This is a genomic window from Pseudomonas frederiksbergensis (assembly GCF_001952935.1).
Taxonomy (GTDB): Bacteria; Pseudomonadota; Gammaproteobacteria; order Pseudomonadales; family Pseudomonadaceae; genus Aquipseudomonas; species Aquipseudomonas frederiksbergensis.
This window is the reverse complement of the sequence record NZ_CP018319.1, coordinates 655,969-671,573: the sequence shown is the minus strand read 5'-3', so window position 1 is coordinate 671,573 and position 15,605 is coordinate 655,969. Positions and strand designations below refer to the sequence as shown.

The following is a 15,605-nucleotide window of genomic DNA, read 5'->3' as shown; positions in this document are numbered from 1 at the left end:
CTCCAAAAAACAGTACAGTTTTTGCTGACACTGCACTGTACGGTCGACTATTGTGGCAACTGTCCCAGTACACTTCTAAACTGTTCCGGTATTGTTTCACACAAGAATAAAATGCCCGTGAAATCGAGTGCTGCGTCATGACCAATCTCTTGCTCTACCAACGTATTGCTCAGCAACTGGCCGAAGACATCCGCCGTGGCGTCTATCAACCGGGGGAGCGCGTGCCATCGGTGCGCAAGATGAGCTCGCAGCTCAATGTCAGCCATGCGACGGTGTTGCAGGCTTACGCCAACCTCGAGGATCAGGGGCTGATCCGCGCCCGGCCGCAGTCCGGTTACTACGTGCACCAGACCCCGGCCCTGACCGCGCCGACACCGGACATCGCCCGGGTCGAGCGTCCAGGTCTGGTCACCCGCAGCAGCATCATCCAACAAGTCCTGGTCGAATCCCGCCGCGAGGGTGTGTTTCCCTTAGGCGCGGCGGTACCGAGCGTTGATTACCTGCCGGTGCGCGCTCTGCATCAGCAACTGGCCAAAGTCACCCGTTTCCATAGCCCGCGGGCGTTCAGCTACATGTTCAGCCCGGGTTTCGAACCGTTGCGCCGACAAGTGGCGATTCGCATGCGCGATGCCGGCGTAGTGGTCGATCCCTCGGAAGTGGTGATTACCCACGGCTGCGTTGATGCCTTGCAGATGTCTCTGCGCGTATTGACCCGGCCGGGCGATTTGATCGCGGCGGAGTCGCCAACCTATTACGGTTTGCTGCAACTGGCTGACCTGCTGGGGCTGAAGGTCATCGAGATTCCGAGCGATCCGGCCACCGGCATGAGTCTCGAAGCTTTGCAGCTGGCGGCCAACCAGTGGTCGATCAAGGCACTGGTGCTGACCACTCGTCTGAGCAATCCATTGGGCGGCACCATGCCCGAAGAGCGGCAGAAACAACTGCTGCGCCTGGCCTCGGATTTCGATATCCAGATTGTCGAGGACGATATCTACGGCGAACTGATGTTCGAGCAGGGGCGCACCAAATCACTTAAAGCCTACGATCGGCTGGATCGGGTTATCTATTGCTCCAGCTTCTCCAAAACCCTGTCGCCGGGCGTGCGAATCGGCTGGATGATTGCCGGCAAGTACCAGCAGGAAATCCAGCGTTTGCAGACCTTCAGCACTCACTCGGCCTGCAGCGTCACCCAAATGGGCATCGCGGCTTATCTGGAAAATGGTGGTTACGACCGGCATTTGCGCTACATCCGTCAGGAGTACCGCAAGAACCTCAGCGCTTTCCAGTTGGCGGTACAGCAATATTTCCCGGAAGGCACGCAGATGACCCGGCCGACCGGCGGCTTCATTCTGTGGGTCAGCCTGCCGGGGCGGGTCAACACGCAAGAGCTGCACGTTCGTGCGTTGCAGCAGGGCATCAGCATCGCGCCGGGGCTGATTTTCAGTAACACCGAGCAGTTCAACCACTGCATTCGGCTGAACTGCGGCACACCCTGGAACCGTGAAGCCGAACGTGCATTGATGACCCTGGGCATGCTCGCCACCCAGCTCTGTCAGGAAATGGTCGGCGGCTTTTGAGGGGGCGGGCAGGATATTCCTGCCCGAGCTTGTCATGTCGCGTACAACAGGCGAGCATATGGCTCCTGCCGTTTGCCCCGTTGGGTCCATGAAGCCGATTTTCCCCGCCGTATGGCTATCGATCTGCCTGCTGATGACCTTCCAGGCCGAAGGTGTATTGGCGGCCTCCGTTCAAGAAAAACCGGCAGCCAGCGCCACCTCGAAAAAACCGGCACAGGTGAAGAAAGCCGCGCCGGTCAAGAAGAAAGCGGCCAAGGCGAAAAAACGAGCGCCGATTGCATCCAAGTCGAAATCCGCCAGTGAGATCGCGAAAACCAGGCTGCCTTCGGCCGACCTGGATTTAAGCCTGCCCGAAGACATGGCCGAGGAGCTGAAACCGATCGGTACGGTAGAATTGCCACGGCACGATGCAGTATTGCCGCAAATGTTTAGTGACAAGGCTGGCCCGTTTCAGCTCAACGGGAGGCTGATCAGCAACGAAATGCAGTTGCAACTGCGCAATGAAGAGCGTCATGAGGTCGAAGGCGCAGCCCTGGAATTCGAGTTCAAGCGATAATTTCTTACCGTCCGTGACCTGTTGGCCAGACGCTTTGTCGGAGACTGGTCAGTCACGCTCGTTAAAGCGAAAAACCCCGGTACAGACAATTTTAAACAAGCGTTTTAGCGGTTACTCTGTGCCACGTCATTTAACACATCACCCGTCGAGGAGCTCGTCGTCATGAAATGCCGTGAAGGCTGTGGCGCCTGTTGCATTGCCCCTTCCATCAGTTCACCGATCCCCGGCATGCCTAATGGCAAGCCCGCGGGAGAACGTTGCGTACAACTCTCTGTCGATAACCTGTGCGGCATTTTCGGCAAACCGGAACGTCCAGCAGTGTGTTCGGCGTTCGCAGCCGACGTCGAAGTCTGCGGAAGCAGCAGTGACGAAGCGATCAAATTGCTGGGGTGGTGGGAGGAAATGACGGCGGCATGATGTGTTCAACGAACGGATCTTCAACAATAAGGAATAAGACTATGGGTTCGCTGCAACGTATGGCTGTGCTGTGTGGTTTGACGGTTTTACTGGCTTCCACGGCCGCTCAGGCAGAAGACTGGAAAGTTGCCAAGAACGAAGACGGCATCAAGGTTTCCTTGAGTGAAGTGGCTGGCTCCGATTACAAGGCTTACCAGGGCGTCACCCTGATGAAGACCACCATGGCCAAACTGCGTGCCCTGCAGGAAGACGTGCCAGGCGCCTGTGCCTGGATTCACGACTGCAAGACTCAGAAATTGCTCAAACACGAAGGTGGTCAGAGCTGGACCTACACTCAGTTCAATACGCCTTGGCCGGTTACCGCGCGTGACTCGGTGTTGCATGTCACCACCACCGAAGGCGCCGATGGCAGTCTGACTCGCAACCTTGAAGGTGTGCCGACGTACCTTCCTGAAGAAAAAGGCTTTGTGCGGGTGACCAAGATTGATGGGTTCTGGAAGTTTGTGCCCAAGGGCGATCAGATTGAAGTGACCTATCAGGTGCATACCGAGCCGGGCGGTAGCATTCCGTCGATGGTTGCCAACAAGTTTGTGGTGGATGCGCCGTTTAATACTTTGAAAGCCCTGAAAGAACGCGCTGAGAAATAATTGCTCTTTTGATAAAACGCCCTGACTTGTTTGGGGCGTTTTCTATTTGGTGGGGTGGTTTAGGGGCATATCCGTTTTTGCCGTAACGGCGGCTGGCGGCTTCGCTTTTATAGCGAGTCACTTGGAAAAGTCCCAAGTAACCAAGGGCTCTTGCCCCTTTCGGTCGGTGCCACGTCCAGGTTCGGCATGCCCTCGCCGGTCCTGCTCCGTGGGCCCCTGTTTCCTCAACGCTGGCGCGTACATCTGATCATTCCCACGCTCTGCGTGGGAATGCCGCCGGGGACGCTCCGCGTTCCGCTGTTGACGCAAGGCGTAAGTCCTGCGCACTGGTGACGCGGAGCGTCACGGGATGCATTCCCACGCAGAGCGTGGGAACGATCAAACTAACGGGCATTCGGAGCGGGTGACTTTATTTTGTATCCGAATATACGTTGCACGAAATTTTCACAACGCCTCCAAGACAATTCGCCCGCGCCAGACATGCCGGACAGTAATCAATGGCAATGCCGCGGTTGATCGTGCAACATTTGCGCACCGCGCAAGCCCCGGGGCCGAGTACAGGCCAACAGAGGGCAAGGCGCCGCTGTATTTTTTGAAACTTCAACTTCCAATGGGTCCTAAAACGACATGGCAAACCCGGACGCCCTGAGTCAGCAGCGAGCTTCTAGTCGCCTGCTGCAACCGACCGTCAAATCGCATCTGGCCTACACGCTGCTGTGTGCCTTGGTCATGATGGTCATGTTCAGCCTGTTGCGCGTTGCGCTGCTGGTTTACAACCGCGAGATGATCCTCGACACCCCGGCTTCGACCTTTCTCGAAGCGTTCGCCAACGGTCTGCGTTTCGACCTGCGCCTGGTGGTCTACCTCAGCATTCCATTGCTGCTGGCGCTGTTCAGCGCCCAGGCGATGGCCGCACGCGGATTCTTTCGGTTCTGGCTGACCATTGCCTCGAGCATCGCCCTGTTCCTCGGCCTGATGGAGATGGACTTCTACCGCGAGTTCCACCAGCGCCTCAACGGCTTGGTCTTCCAATATGTAAAAGAAGACCCGAAAACCGTGATGAGTATGCTCTGGTACGGTTTTCCGGTGGTTCGCTACCTGCTGGCCTGGGCCGTGGGCACGTTGATCCTGACCCTGGCATTCAAGGGCGCCGACCGCGCCACCCGGCCTCGTGGCCCCTTCAGCGGCGGCAGTATCGGTACGCGCAAGGTCGCCCCGTGGTACTCACGCATCGCGGTGTTTGTCGTCTGCCTGCTGGTCTGCGTGGTCGCCGCTCGTGGCACCTTGCGCCAGGGCCCGCCAATGCGTTGGGGTGACGTCTACACCACCGATTCGAACTTCGCCAACCAGTTGGGCCTCAACGGTACTTTGTCGCTGGTCGCCGCGGCCAAGAGCCGGATGTCCGAAGATCGCGACAACATCTGGAAGGCCACCCTGCCACAGCCTGAAGCGCAGAAAGTGGTGCGTGACATGCTGGTGATGGCGGACGACAAACTGGTGGATGCCCAAACCGCAGCCGTGCGTCGCGATTACACGCCGCCGGCCGACAAGACCCTGCCGATCAAGAACGTCGTCGTGATCCTGATGGAAAGCATGGCCGGTCACTCGGTGGGCGCCTTGGGTGCACCGGGCAACATCACGCCGTACCTCGACAAACTGTCGAAGGAAGGCCTGATGTTCGACCGCTTCTTCTCCAACGGCACCCATACCCACCAGGGTATGTTCGCCACCATGGCCTGCTTCCCGAACCTGCCGGGTTTCGAATACCTGATGCAGACGCCGGAAGGCAGCCACAAGCTGTCCGGCCTGCCGCAATTGCTCAGTGCCCGTGACTATGACGACGTGTACGTCTACAACGGCGACTTCGCCTGGGATAACCAGTCGGGTTTCTTCAGCAACCAGGGCATGACCAACTTCATTGGGCGCAACGACTTCGTGAACCCGGTGTTCTCCGATCCGACCTGGGGCGTGTCCGACCAGGACATGTTCGACCGAGGTCTGACTGAGCTCAAGGCACGGGAAAACGGCAAGCCGTTCTATGCGCTGCTGCAAACCCTGTCCAACCACACGCCATACGCCTTGCCGACGCCATTGCCGGTTGAGCCCGTGACCGATCGCGGTAGCCTGAACGAGCATTTGACCGCCATGCGTTATGCGGACTGGGCGCTCGGCCAGTTCTTTGAAAAGGCCCGCAAGGAGCCGTATTTCAAGGAAACCCTGTTTGTGATCGTCGGCGACCACGGTTTTGGCAACGAGCGTCAAATCACCGAAATGGACCTGGGCCGCTTCAACGTACCGATGCTGATGATCGCACCGGGCATCCAGGAAAAATTCGGCGAGCGGGACCATACCGTGGGCACGCAGATCGACATCGTGCCGACCATCATGGGCCGTATTGGTGGCGAAGTGCGCCATCAGTGCTGGGGCCGCGATTTGCTCAACCTGCCTGAAGGCGATACCGGTTTCGGCGTGATCAAGCCGTCGGGTAGCGAGCAGACCACCGCCATCATCACGGTGGATCAGATTCTGGTGCTGCCGAAGGAAAAGGAAATGGCGCCGAAAATGTACCAGTACGAACTGGGCGCCACACCTCACGCCGAGATCGTTCCGGATGCGCCGCGTACCGCTGAGCTGAAGCTCAAGCTCGAAGCGTTCCTGCAAACGGCGACCAAGAGCCTGATCGACAACACCGCCGGTGTGGTTGACGGCACGCCGGACTAAGTCTTGATGCAATAAAAAAGAGGCCCTTGAAAAGGGCCTCTTTTTTTTGCCTTTTAAATCTCTATATCTTGCCGAGCAACAGCAGGATCAACAGCACCACCAACACCACGCCGATGATACCCGACGGGCCATAACCCCAACTTCTGGAGTGAGGGAAGACCGGTAAACCACCTATCAGTAGGAGGATCAGAATAATGATTAGAATTGTGCCCATATCTATTTCCTTGTTGGAAGTGTTCTGGAATTACCTGGCGTTTAACGGTCAGCCGGGCTGCTATAAATCCGGGCTGCTTACAAAATCCGACTGTAGTGAATGAAAGAAAATTCCAAGTTTTTTTAATGTTTTTCGAAGAAAGGCTTATTTCGTTTTTAATGCACAAGTTGGTTCAGGCGCTGCCACGGTTTGCTCGGGCCATTCAGCAATCTGATGGAGCGTGGATCGGGCATGGTCCTTCGCTACACTCGGTACATCTTCCCCGGAACAACAAGGCTGTTTGCTATGCAAAATCGCATGATGATCACTGGCGCGGGCTCGGGCTTGGGTCGCGAAATCGCGCTGCGCTGGGCGCGTGAAGGCTGGCAGCTGGCCTTGTCGGATGTCAGCGAACCCGGTCTGCAGGAAACCCTGAAGTTGGTTCGAGAAGCCGGCGGCGACGGTTTTATCCAGCGTTGCGACGTGCGCGATTACAGCCAGCTGACCGCTTTCGCCCAGGCCTGCGACGAGAAATTCGGGGGCATCGATGTCATCGTCAACAACGCCGGCGTTGCCTCGGGCGGGTTTTTCAGTGAACTGTCCCTGGAAGACTGGGACTGGCAGATCGCGATCAACCTGATGGGCGTGGTCAAGGGCTGCAAGGCCTTCCTGCCGCTGCTGGAAAAAAGCCAAGGCAAGATCATCAACATCGCGTCGATGGCGGCCCTGATGCAAGGCCCGGCCATGAGCAACTACAACGTGGCCAAGGCTGGCGTGGTGGCGTTATCCGAAAGCCTGCTGGTGGAGCTGGCGCAGCAGGAAATCGACGTGCATGTGGTGTGCCCGTCATTCTTCCAGACCAACTTGCTGGACTCCTTCCGTGGCCCGACGCCGGCCATGAAAGCCCAGGTCGGCAAGTTGCTGGAAAGCTCGCCGATCACCGCAACCGACATTGCCGACTACATCTATCAGCACGTTGCCGCCGGCGAATTCATGATCCTGCCTCACGAACAGGGCCGCATGGCCTGGGCGCTCAAGCAGAAGAACCCGCAACTGCTCTACGACGAAATGACCGCCATGGCCGACAAAATGCGCGCCAAGGCCAAACAAACCGCAGGCTGAACTTGCCCGTACGCAATACCGTCGTTAGGGTGGCCGCCATCGGCCATCCTCGCGAGACGTTTGCATGCTCAATTACCTGTGGTTTTTCCTCGCCGCGCTGTTCGAAATCGCCGGCTGTTTTGCCTTCTGGATGTGGCTGCGCCAGGGTAAAAGTGCCTGGTGGGTCGTGCCCGCGCTGCTCAGTCTGACCTTGTTTGCGCTGCTGCTGACCCGCATCGAAGCGACCTACGCCGGTCGCGCCTATGCCGCTTACGGAGGCATCTACATCATCGCGTCGATCGGCTGGCTGGCGGTGGTCGAGCGGATTCGTCCGCTGGGCTCGGACTGGCTCGGGGTGGCGCTGTGTGTGATCGGGGCCAGCGTCATCCTTTTCGGCCCGCGATTCTCCGCTTCCTGAAGGATCGGTCCTTCATTCAACAGGTTTGTCAGACGTTTCCATAGGAACTGTTCGGAAGGGGCTGTAGGGCGGGACTGATTTGCCGTAATCCCATTGAAGCCCCTCTTAACGCAAGGCATCGTCAGGGTCCGATACCCCTGAAGGACGAATGCCATGCTTGTACTCAGTCGCGTTGTGGGCGAGTTGATTTCCATCGGTGACAACATTTCCGTGCGCGTTCTTGCCGTCAACGGCGGCAGTGTGCGCTTCGGCGTCGAAGCGCCGCAAAACGTCAACGTGCACCGGTCCGAGGTCTACGACCGCATCCAGCTCAAACTGGCGAAAAACAAAGGGCGCTGAGATCTCAGTCGAACAAGTGCTTGGGCACATCGTGTTTGAGCATCAACTGGCATTGTTCGCTTTCCGGGTCGAAGACAATCAGCGCCTGGCCCTTGGTCAATGCCTGGCGAACACGCAGAACACGGGTTTCCAGCGGCGTGTCATCGCCGTTGTCCGTACCGTCACGAGTCACGAAATCCTCGATCAGGCGGGTGAGGGTGTCGACTTCAAGTTGGTCGTGGGGGATCAGCATAGGCACCTCGGCTAAACAATGGCGCGATGCTACGGCGAATGACCAACGGCGGCTAGCCTGGGCTTCACCTGTTAATGATCGTTCCCACGCTCTGCGTGGGAATGCCTCAAGGGACGCTCCGCGTTCCAACTCTAGAAAGGGACGCGCAGCGTCCCGGGCTGCATTCCCACGCAGAGCGTGGGAACGATCGAAGCAAGACTCAGCTTTCGGAGCGCTGCCCCACCAGGCTATCCACCGACGGCACCCGCGTGTCGCTTTCCATCTGTGTCTCATGTTCGATCTGATGACTGAACCGGTCCAGCGACCCCTTGGCCGGTTGTGCATCGCTGGCAAACACCGGCGGACTCAGAATATAGGCGCCGAGCAGGCGACTGAGCGCAGCGAGGCTGTCGATGTGGGTGCGTTCGTAGCCGTGAGTGGCGTCGCAGCCGAAGGCGAGCAGGGCGGTGCGAATGTCATGTCCGGCAGTGACCGCCGAATGCGCATCGCTGAAGTAATAGCGAAACAGGTCACGGCGCACCGGCAACTCGTTGTCACTGGCCAGGCGCAGCAGATGTCGCGACAGGTGGTAGTCGTAAGGCCCGCCGGAATCCTGCATCGCCACGCTCACCGCGTGTTCGCTGGAATGCTGACCCGGTGCGACCGGGGCAATGTCGATGCCGACGAATTCGCTGACGTCCCACGGTAACGCCGCCGCCGCGCCACTGCCGGTTTCCTCGGTAATGGTGAACAGCGGATGACAGTCGATCATCAGCTCTTGGCCGCTGTCGACGATCGCTTTGAGCGCCGCCAGTAATGCGGCAACGCCGGCCTTGTCGTCAAGATGACGGGCGCTGATGTGGCCGCTTTCGGTGAATTCCGGCAAAGGGTCGAAGGCGACAAAATCACCGACGCTGATCCCCAGTGAGTCGCAATCGGCACGCGTGGCGCAATAGGCGTCCAGGCGCAATTCGATGTGATCCCAACTGATCGGCATTTCATCCACGGCGGTATTGAACGCATGCCCGGAAGCCATCAGCGGCAACACGCTGCCACGGATCACGCCGTTGTCGGTAAACAGGCTGACCCGGCTGCCCTCGGCAAAACGGCTGGACCAGCAACCGACAGGCGCCAGGGTCAGGCGGCCGTTGTCCTTGATCGCGCGAACCGCTGCGCCGATGGTGTCGAGGTGAGCGGAGACCGCGCGGTCGGGACTGTTCTTCTTGCCCTTGAGGGTGGCGCGGATAGTGCCGCGGCGGGTCATCTCAAAGGGAATACCCAGCTCTTCAAGCCGTTCGGCGACGTAACGCACGATGGTGTCGGTGAACCCGGTCGGGCTGGGAATGGCGAGCATTTCCAGCAGGACTTTTTGCAGGTAGTTCAGATCCGGTTCGGGAATGTTGCTGGTCATGGAAACTCCTGATGAGTTAAGCGTTGATCGTTCCCACGCTCCGCGTGGGAATGCCTCACTGGACGCTCCGCGTCCGCTTTTGGGACGCAGAGCGTCCCTGGCTGCATTCCCACGCAGAGCGTGGGAACGATCAGGAAGGGGGGGCTAAGCCGCCGGTTGACTGTGCGGAAACAACAAATCCACAAACCGCTCGGCCGTCGGCTGCGGTTCGTGGTTGGCCAGTCCGGCGCGCTCATTGGCTTCGATAAACACATACTCCGGTTGATCGGCGGCAGGCACCATCAGGTCGAGCCCGACCATTGGAATGTCCAGCACCCGCGCCGCGCGCACCGCCGCATCCACCAAGGTTGGATGCAGGATCGCCGTCACATCCTCAAGAATCCCGCCGGTATGAAGGTTCGCCGTACGCCGTACGAACAGATGCTCGCCCGCCGGCAGAATGCTGCTGTAGTCAAAACCCGCCGCCTTCAAGGTGCGCTCGGTTTCGTGATCCAGCGGGATTTTGCTTTCACCGCTGGTAGCCGCCTGGCGACGCCGGCTCTGCGCTTCGATCAGCGCACCGATGGAATGCTGGCCATCACCGACCACTTCTGCCGGACGACGAATCGCCGCGGCGACCACCTCAAAACCGATCACCACAATCCGCAAGTCGAGGCCTTCGTGGAAACTCTCCAGCAGCACGCGACTGTCGAACTGGCGGGCGGATTCGATGGCTTGCTGGACCTCTTCGATGCTTCGTAAATCCACCGCGACGCCTTGGCCTTGTTCGCCATCGAGCGGCTTGACCACCACCCGTTCGTGCTCGTCGAGAAACGCCAGGTTGTCGTCGGCATTGCCGGCCAGTTGCTGCGACGGCAGGTTCAGCCCGGCGGCCTTGAGCACTTTGTGCGTCAGGCTTTTGTCCTGGCACAACGTCATGCTGATGGCGCTTGTCAGGTCGCTGAGGGATTCACGGCAACGTACGCGGCGACTGCCATGGATCAAGGTGAACAGGCCTGCATCGGCGTCATCGACTTGCACTTCGATGCCGCGACGGTGCGCTTCCTCGACGATGATTCGTGCATAAGGATTGAACTCGGCTTCGGGACCCGGGCCGAGAAACAACGGCTGATTGATGCAGTTCTTGCGCTTGATCGCGAACGTCGACAGGTTGCGAAACCCCAGCTTGGCGTAAAGGCTTTTCGCCTGCCGGTTGTCGTGCAGCACCGACAGGTCCAGGTAACTCAGCCCACGGCTCATGAAGTGTTCGATCAAATGTCGCACCAGCACTTCACCGACACCCGGACGCGAACATTGCGGATCGACTGCCAGGCACCACAGGCTGCTGCCATTTTCCGGATCGTTGAACGCCGTGTGGTGATTGAGGCCCATGACGCTGCCGATGATCGCACCGCTGTCCTCATCTTCGGCCAGCCAATAGACGGGCCCGCCCTGATGACGCGGCGTCAGCAGGCTCGCATCGATCGGCAGCATGCCGCGCAACAGATACAGCTGATTGATCGCCTGCCAGTCCGCGTCGCTCTGGGCGCGGCGGATACGAAAGCCGCGAAACACCCGCGTCGACTGGCGGTAATCGCTGAACCACAGGCGCAGGGTGTCGGACGGGTCGAGAAACAACTGGGCCGGTTCCAGCCCCAGCACTTGCTGAGGCGCAGCCACGTACAGGGCGATGTCGCGTTCACCGGTGTGCTCGTTGAGCAGCTCTTGGGCCAGGCTCGCCGCATCCGGAAAGGTATGGCCGATCAGCAACCGGCCCCAACCGCAATGCACGGCGATGGGTGCAGCGCCCAATTCACTGCCGTCTTCGGCCAGGCGCGCCTGCAAGCGTTCGTAAGAGGGCGCCTGACCGCGCAACAAGCGTTGGCTGTAGGCCGTGGCGTGGGGTTTCATCGATCAGATTCCTTGTTCGCTGAGCCACAGGTTCAGCGCCGCCAATTGCCACAGCTTGGAACCGCGCAACGGGGTCAATTGACCTTGTGGATCGGTCAGCAGACGGTCGAGCATCGCCGGGTTGAACAGGCCGCGATCCTGACTCGGATCGAGCAGCAGTTCGCGCACCCAGTTCAGCGTATCGCCTTGCAAATGCTTCAGGCCGGGGACCGGGAAGTAGCCTTTCTTGCGATCGATCACTTCACTCGGAATCACCAGCCGCGCCGCTTCTTTCAAGACCTGCTTGCCGCCATCGGGCAGTTTGAATTTGCCCGGCACGCGCGCCGACAATTCCACCAGGCGATAGTCGAGAAACGGTGTGCGCGCTTCCAGGCCCCAGGCCATGGTCATGTTGTCGACGCGTTTGACCGGGTCGTCCACCAGCATGATCGTGCTGTCCAGACGCAGGGCTTTGTCCACCGCGGCATCGGCGCCGGGTTGTGCGAAATGTTCCTTCACGAAGTCACCAGCAGCGTCATTCGCTGTCAGCCATTTCGGCTGCACGGTGGCGGCGTAGTCGTCGTAGCTGCGGTCGAAAAAGGCATCGCGATAGGCGGTGTACGGATCTTCGGCACCGTCGACTTGTGGATACCAGTGATACCCGGCGAACAACTCGTCCGCGCCTTGGCCGCTCTGCACCACTTTGCAGTGCTTGGAAACTTCACGGGACAACAGATAGAACGCGATGCAGTCATGGCTGACCATCGGTTCGCTCATGGCGCGGAACGCCGCGGGCAATTGCTCGATGATTTCTTTTTCGTCGATGCGCAATTGGTGATGCTGGGTGCCGTAATGCTTGGCGATCAGGTCCGAATACTGGAACTCGTCGCCGCGCTCGCCGCCGGCATCCTGGAAACCGATGGAGAAGGTCGACAGGTTTTCCACACCGACTTCACGCAACAGGCCGACCAGCAGGCTCGAATCGACACCGCCCGACAGCAGCACCCCGACGTCGACTGCCGCACGTTGACGGATCGCCACCGCGTCACGGGTGCTGTCGAGTACGCGGTCACGCCAGTCTTCGAGTGTCAGATTCATCTCGTCGGCGTGTGGGCCGTAGGGCAGGGTCCACCAGGTTTTCTGCTCGGTGGTGCCATCGGCTTCGATGCGCATCCAGGTCGCCGGTGGCAGTTTTTCGATGCCGGCCAGCAAGGTGCGCGGTGCCGGGACGACGGCGTGGAAGTTCAGATAATGATTGAGTGCCACCGGGTCGAGGATCGGGTTGATGTCGCCGCCCTTGAGCAACGCCGGCAGTGCCGAGGCAAAGCGCAGGCGCTGGCCGGTGCGCGACAGGTACAACGGCTTTACGCCGAGACGGTCGCGGGCGATGAACAGGCGTTGGGCATCGCGCTCCCAGATGGCGAAGGCGAACATGCCATTGAGCTTGGGCAGCAGTGCTTCGCCCCAGGCGTGATAACCCTTGAGCAGGACTTCGGTGTCACCGCCGGAATAGAAGGCATAACCGAGGCTTTCAAGCTCGGTGCGCAGTTCCGGGAAGTTGTAGATCGCGCCGTTGAAGGCCAGGGACAAGCCCAGTTGGTTGTCGATCATCGGCTGCGCCGAGCCGTCCGACAGGTCCATGATTTTCAGGCGACGATGGCCCAGGGCAATCGGCCCCTGGCTGTGGAAGCCCCATGCGTCAGGGCCGCGTGGGGCCAGGTGATGGGTGATTCGTTCAACGGCCGCGAGGTCCGCAGGTTGATGATCAAAGCGTAACTCGCCAGCTAATCCGCACATAAATTCCTTACCGGTTTTTCCGTTGGGGAGGGTCAATCGATACCGCGCCAAAAACGGCGGGTACTCAGAAACTGACCCGGCTGAATCCCCGGAGTTTTAGACCGATAAGTTATAAGACGCGGCGTCAGACTTTTCCGCGGACCAATTGGCGCACGGCAAAACGGTTGGGATGGCAGGCTTCGGCAACCATTCTGGGCAGGGGCAGCGGTTCGTTTTCGATCCATGCCGCGAGCAATTCACCCGACAGTGGTGCGGTGATCAAGCCGCGAGAACCGTGGCCGCTGTTGACGTAAAAGCCCTCAAGCCAGGGGCAGGGAATGTCCGGTACTTGCCGGGCGTCCTTGCTCAGCACGGCGTAGGCATCGGCGAAGGCCGCGGGTTCGGCCAACGGGCCAACGATCGGCAGGTAGTCCGGGCTGGTGCAGCGGAACGCGGCGCGTCCTTCAAGCAGTTGCGGGTCCAATTCCTGTGCATGCAGTCGCGTGGCCAGGTCGGGGGAAATTTCCTCCAGCAAAGCCAGGTTGCCGAGGTGTTCGGTGAGGGTCGGGGTCAGGTCATCGCTCTTGAAGTCGAAGCTGGCGCCGAGGGTGTGTTCGCCCAGTCGAGCCGGCGCCACATAGCCTTCGGCGCAGACGACGGTGGTCAGGCTCTGGCTTTCCGGTGTTTGCGCCAGCCGAGTGATCTGGCCACGAATGCGTTTGAGGGGCAGCTCGGCGCTTTGAGGGAAGCGCTTGATTTCGGCGGCGCCGGCCAGGATTACCACGGGGGCACTGGCCAGCAAATCATCACCGTCCCAGGCCTGCCATTGATCATCAACCTTGCGCAGCTCCAGGACATCGCGATGGGGCAGCCACTGGATGTTCGCCGAAGATGCTTGCCAATGGCACAACGCCGGCGGATGAACCCAGCCGCCCTCCGGGAAGAATAATCCGCCGTGCTCCAGGGCGATGCCGGCCTGAATCTGGGCTTTCGGTTGATCGAGCAAGTGCACCAGGTCTGGCGAAAAGGCGGCGGCCAATTGTGCCTGACGCTCGGCTTCCTTGGCGTTGAAGGCCAGTTGCAAGACCCCGCAATCGTCCCAGTCGACGCCCCGTTGCAGATGTTCAAGCAAGCGTCGGGTGTGACCGAACCCGCTGACAATCAACTGCGACAACGCGGTGCCATGGGCCGAAAGCTTGAGGTACAGCACGCCCTGTGGATTGCCCGAGGCTTCCTGCGCCAGTGCGTTGTGACGCTCCAGCAGGCTGACGTGCCAACCCCGTGCAGCGAGACTGGCGGCCGTGGCGCAACCGGCCAGGCCGGCGCCGATCACCAGAGCACGACGTTCGCCGGTCAGTGGCGTCGGGCGCGCGAACCATGGTTTGGCCGCGGCGGGCGCCGGGACTTCTTCAGGCCAGCCGAGAAACACGCCCCGCAGGATTTCCCATTTGTGGCCAATGCCTGGCGTGCGCTTCATCTTGAAGCCCGCCGCATTCAGCAGACGGCGCACCCAACCGGTGCTGGTGAAGGTGCTGATGGTCGAGCCGGGGGCCGCCAGACGCGCCAATTCGGCAAACAGTTCGGCGGTCCACATGTCGGGGTTTTTCGCCGGGGCAAAACCGTCGAGAAACCAGGCGTCGATCTGCGCGTCGAGTTGTGGCAATTGTTCCAGCGCATCGCCGATCAGCAGGGTCAGGGTCACACGGCCGTTGTCCAGCACCAGGCGCTGGAAGCCTGGGTGGATGGCGATGTATTGCGTCAGCAGTTGATCGGCAAACGGCTTGAGCTCCGGCCACAAGGCCAGGGCGCGCTGCAGGTCGGGCAGGCTCAGCGGGTACTTTTCGACACTGACAAAATGCAGTCGCGCCCCCGCCACCGCGTGCTGTTCGAACAACTGCCAGGCGCAAAGGAAATTCAGCCCGGTGCCGAAACCGGTCTCGCCAATCACCAGTCGACCGCCGGCCGGCAACGCGGCAAAACGTTCACGCAAAGCGTTCTGTTCGAGGAATACGTAGCGGGTTTCGTCCAACCCCGACAGGTCGGAGAAATACACATCATCGAACACCCGCGAACGCGGGAGCCCTTGGTCGTCCCAGTCGAGCTGGGCGTGGGGCAATACAGGTTTCATGGCAGGCTCGGCAACGGCAAGGCGGCCATTCTAGCCGATCGCCGGGGTGGTGCTTGATCCATGGCAAGTGTCAGGTTGGAAGTGTCAGGGACAATCGCTGCTTTTGTGGCGAGGGAGCTTGTCGGATCGCCGCACCGTCCCGCTCGGGTGCGAAGCAGCCGCAAACGGGTTATCTGTGTACCTCCCGAGTGCAAGTTTGCCGATACCGGGACGGCTTCGCCGTCCAGCGGGAGCAAGCTCC

At 59.9% G+C, this 15,605-nt stretch carries 14 protein-coding genes; 8 read left to right on the top strand and 6 right to left on the bottom strand.

What is annotated here, in order from left to right:
* The first annotated feature begins 137 nt into the window (after positions 1-137).
* The 5 genes from PFAS1_RS03380 (at position 138) to PFAS1_RS03360 (ending at position 5,918) form a co-directional block, all read left to right on the top strand.
* Positions 138-1,577, top strand: a complete 1,440-nt coding sequence (locus PFAS1_RS03380) for an aminotransferase-like domain-containing protein (protein ID WP_008146981.1) — start codon at positions 138-140, stop codon at positions 1,575-1,577.
* 88 nt (positions 1,578-1,665) lie between these two features.
* The gene (locus tag PFAS1_RS03375; protein ID WP_076028196.1) at positions 1,666-2,133 is read left to right on the top strand and encodes a translation initiation factor 2; all 468 of its coding nucleotides are present in this window, start codon (positions 1,666-1,668) and stop codon (positions 2,131-2,133) included.
* A gap of 162 nt (positions 2,134-2,295) precedes the next feature.
* Entirely contained in the window at positions 2,296-2,550 is a 255-nt protein-coding gene (locus PFAS1_RS03370; RefSeq protein WP_076028195.1) for a YkgJ family cysteine cluster protein, read from the top strand.
* A 41-nt stretch (positions 2,551-2,591) separates the two neighbouring features.
* Complete coding sequence (locus PFAS1_RS03365; RefSeq protein ID WP_076028194.1) at positions 2,592-3,197, top strand: START domain-containing protein; 606 nt, start codon at positions 2,592-2,594, stop codon at positions 3,195-3,197.
* Between the two features lie 627 nt (positions 3,198-3,824).
* Complete coding sequence (locus PFAS1_RS03360) at positions 3,825-5,918, top strand: LTA synthase family protein (protein WP_076028193.1); 2,094 nt, start codon at positions 3,825-3,827, stop codon at positions 5,916-5,918.
* A 61-nt stretch (positions 5,919-5,979) separates the two neighbouring features.
* On the opposite strand, the gene PFAS1_RS03355 is transcribed toward PFAS1_RS03360, so the two are convergent.
* Positions 5,980-6,138 (bottom strand): DUF3309 family protein, encoded by a 159-nt coding sequence (locus PFAS1_RS03355; protein WP_173860449.1) that lies wholly within the window; start codon positions 6,136-6,138, stop codon positions 5,980-5,982.
* Positions 6,139-6,417: 279 nt separating this feature from the next.
* On the opposite strand from PFAS1_RS03355, the gene PFAS1_RS03350 reads away from it, so the two are divergent.
* The 3 genes from PFAS1_RS03350 to csrA all read left to right on the top strand — a co-directional run bounded on the left by PFAS1_RS03350 (position 6,418) and on the right by csrA (position 7,969).
* Positions 6,418-7,233 (top strand): SDR family oxidoreductase, encoded by an 816-nt coding sequence (locus tag PFAS1_RS03350; RefSeq protein WP_074878906.1) that lies wholly within the window; start codon positions 6,418-6,420, stop codon positions 7,231-7,233.
* A 64-nt stretch (positions 7,234-7,297) separates the two neighbouring features.
* Positions 7,298-7,630 carry a YnfA family protein gene (locus PFAS1_RS03345; RefSeq protein ID WP_074878904.1) on the top strand — a complete coding sequence of 111 codons (333 nt, stop codon included), beginning with the start codon at positions 7,298-7,300 and terminating at the stop codon, positions 7,628-7,630.
* Between the two features lie 153 nt (positions 7,631-7,783).
* Complete coding sequence (gene csrA / locus PFAS1_RS03340) at positions 7,784-7,969, top strand: carbon storage regulator CsrA (protein ID WP_076028192.1); 186 nt, start codon at positions 7,784-7,786, stop codon at positions 7,967-7,969.
* Positions 7,970-7,973: 4 nt separating this feature from the next.
* On the opposite strand, the gene PFAS1_RS03335 is transcribed toward csrA, so the two are convergent.
* The 5 genes from PFAS1_RS03335 to mnmC form a co-directional block, all read right to left on the bottom strand.
* A complete protein-coding gene (locus tag PFAS1_RS03335) occupies positions 7,974-8,201 on the bottom strand; it encodes a YheU family protein (RefSeq protein WP_003199186.1) in 228 nt (75 codons plus the stop codon).
* Between the two features lie 199 nt (positions 8,202-8,400).
* Positions 8,401-9,591 (bottom strand): osmoprotectant NAGGN system M42 family peptidase, encoded by a 1,191-nt coding sequence (locus tag PFAS1_RS03325; protein ID WP_074878900.1) that lies wholly within the window; start codon positions 9,589-9,591, stop codon positions 8,401-8,403.
* Between the two features lie 144 nt (positions 9,592-9,735).
* Entirely contained in the window at positions 9,736-11,481 is a 1,746-nt protein-coding gene (ngg, locus tag PFAS1_RS03315) for an N-acetylglutaminylglutamine synthetase (RefSeq protein WP_076028190.1), read from the bottom strand.
* A gap of 3 nt (positions 11,482-11,484) precedes the next feature.
* A complete protein-coding gene (locus PFAS1_RS03310) occupies positions 11,485-13,257 on the bottom strand; it encodes an N-acetylglutaminylglutamine amidotransferase (protein WP_076028189.1) in 1,773 nt (590 codons plus the stop codon).
* A 124-nt stretch (positions 13,258-13,381) separates the two neighbouring features.
* Positions 13,382-15,364, bottom strand: coding sequence for a bifunctional tRNA (5-methylaminomethyl-2-thiouridine)(34)-methyltransferase MnmC2/FAD-dependent 5-carboxymethylaminomethyl-2-thiouridine(34) oxidoreductase MnmC1 (gene mnmC, locus PFAS1_RS03305; RefSeq protein ID WP_076028188.1), 1,983 nt, complete (start codon positions 15,362-15,364; stop codon positions 13,382-13,384).
* Positions 15,365-15,605 lie beyond the last annotated feature (241 nt).

What these genes read in the sequence shown, in the direction of transcription:
- PFAS1_RS03380 (WP_008146981.1), top strand. Translation starts at nt 138, where the DNA reads ATGACCAATCTCTTGCTCTACCAACGTATTGCTCAGCAACTGGCCGAA.
- PFAS1_RS03375 (WP_076028196.1), top strand. Translation starts at nt 1,666, where the DNA reads ATGAAGCCGATTTTCCCCGCCGTATGGCTATCGATCTGCCTGCTGATG.
- PFAS1_RS03370 (WP_076028195.1), top strand. Translation starts at nt 2,296, where the DNA reads ATGAAATGCCGTGAAGGCTGTGGCGCCTGTTGCATTGCCCCTTCCATC.
- PFAS1_RS03365 (WP_076028194.1), top strand. Translation starts at nt 2,592, where the DNA reads ATGGGTTCGCTGCAACGTATGGCTGTGCTGTGTGGTTTGACGGTTTTA.
- PFAS1_RS03360 (WP_076028193.1), top strand. Translation starts at nt 3,825, where the DNA reads ATGGCAAACCCGGACGCCCTGAGTCAGCAGCGAGCTTCTAGTCGCCTG.
- PFAS1_RS03350 (WP_074878906.1), top strand. Translation starts at nt 6,418, where the DNA reads ATGCAAAATCGCATGATGATCACTGGCGCGGGCTCGGGCTTGGGTCGC.
- PFAS1_RS03345 (WP_074878904.1), top strand. Translation starts at nt 7,298, where the DNA reads ATGCTCAATTACCTGTGGTTTTTCCTCGCCGCGCTGTTCGAAATCGCC.
- csrA (WP_076028192.1), top strand. Translation starts at nt 7,784, where the DNA reads ATGCTTGTACTCAGTCGCGTTGTGGGCGAGTTGATTTCCATCGGTGAC.
- PFAS1_RS03335 (WP_003199186.1), bottom strand. Translation starts at nt 8,201, where the DNA reads ATGCTGATCCCCCACGACCAACTTGAAGTCGACACCCTCACCCGCCTG.
- PFAS1_RS03325 (WP_074878900.1), bottom strand. Translation starts at nt 9,591, where the DNA reads ATGACCAGCAACATTCCCGAACCGGATCTGAACTACCTGCAAAAAGTC.
- ngg (WP_076028190.1), bottom strand. Translation starts at nt 11,481, where the DNA reads ATGAAACCCCACGCCACGGCCTACAGCCAACGCTTGTTGCGCGGTCAG.
- PFAS1_RS03310 (WP_076028189.1), bottom strand. Translation starts at nt 13,257, where the DNA reads ATGTGCGGATTAGCTGGCGAGTTACGCTTTGATCATCAACCTGCGGAC.
- mnmC (WP_076028188.1), bottom strand. Translation starts at nt 15,364, where the DNA reads ATGAAACCTGTATTGCCCCACGCCCAGCTCGACTGGGACGACCAAGGG.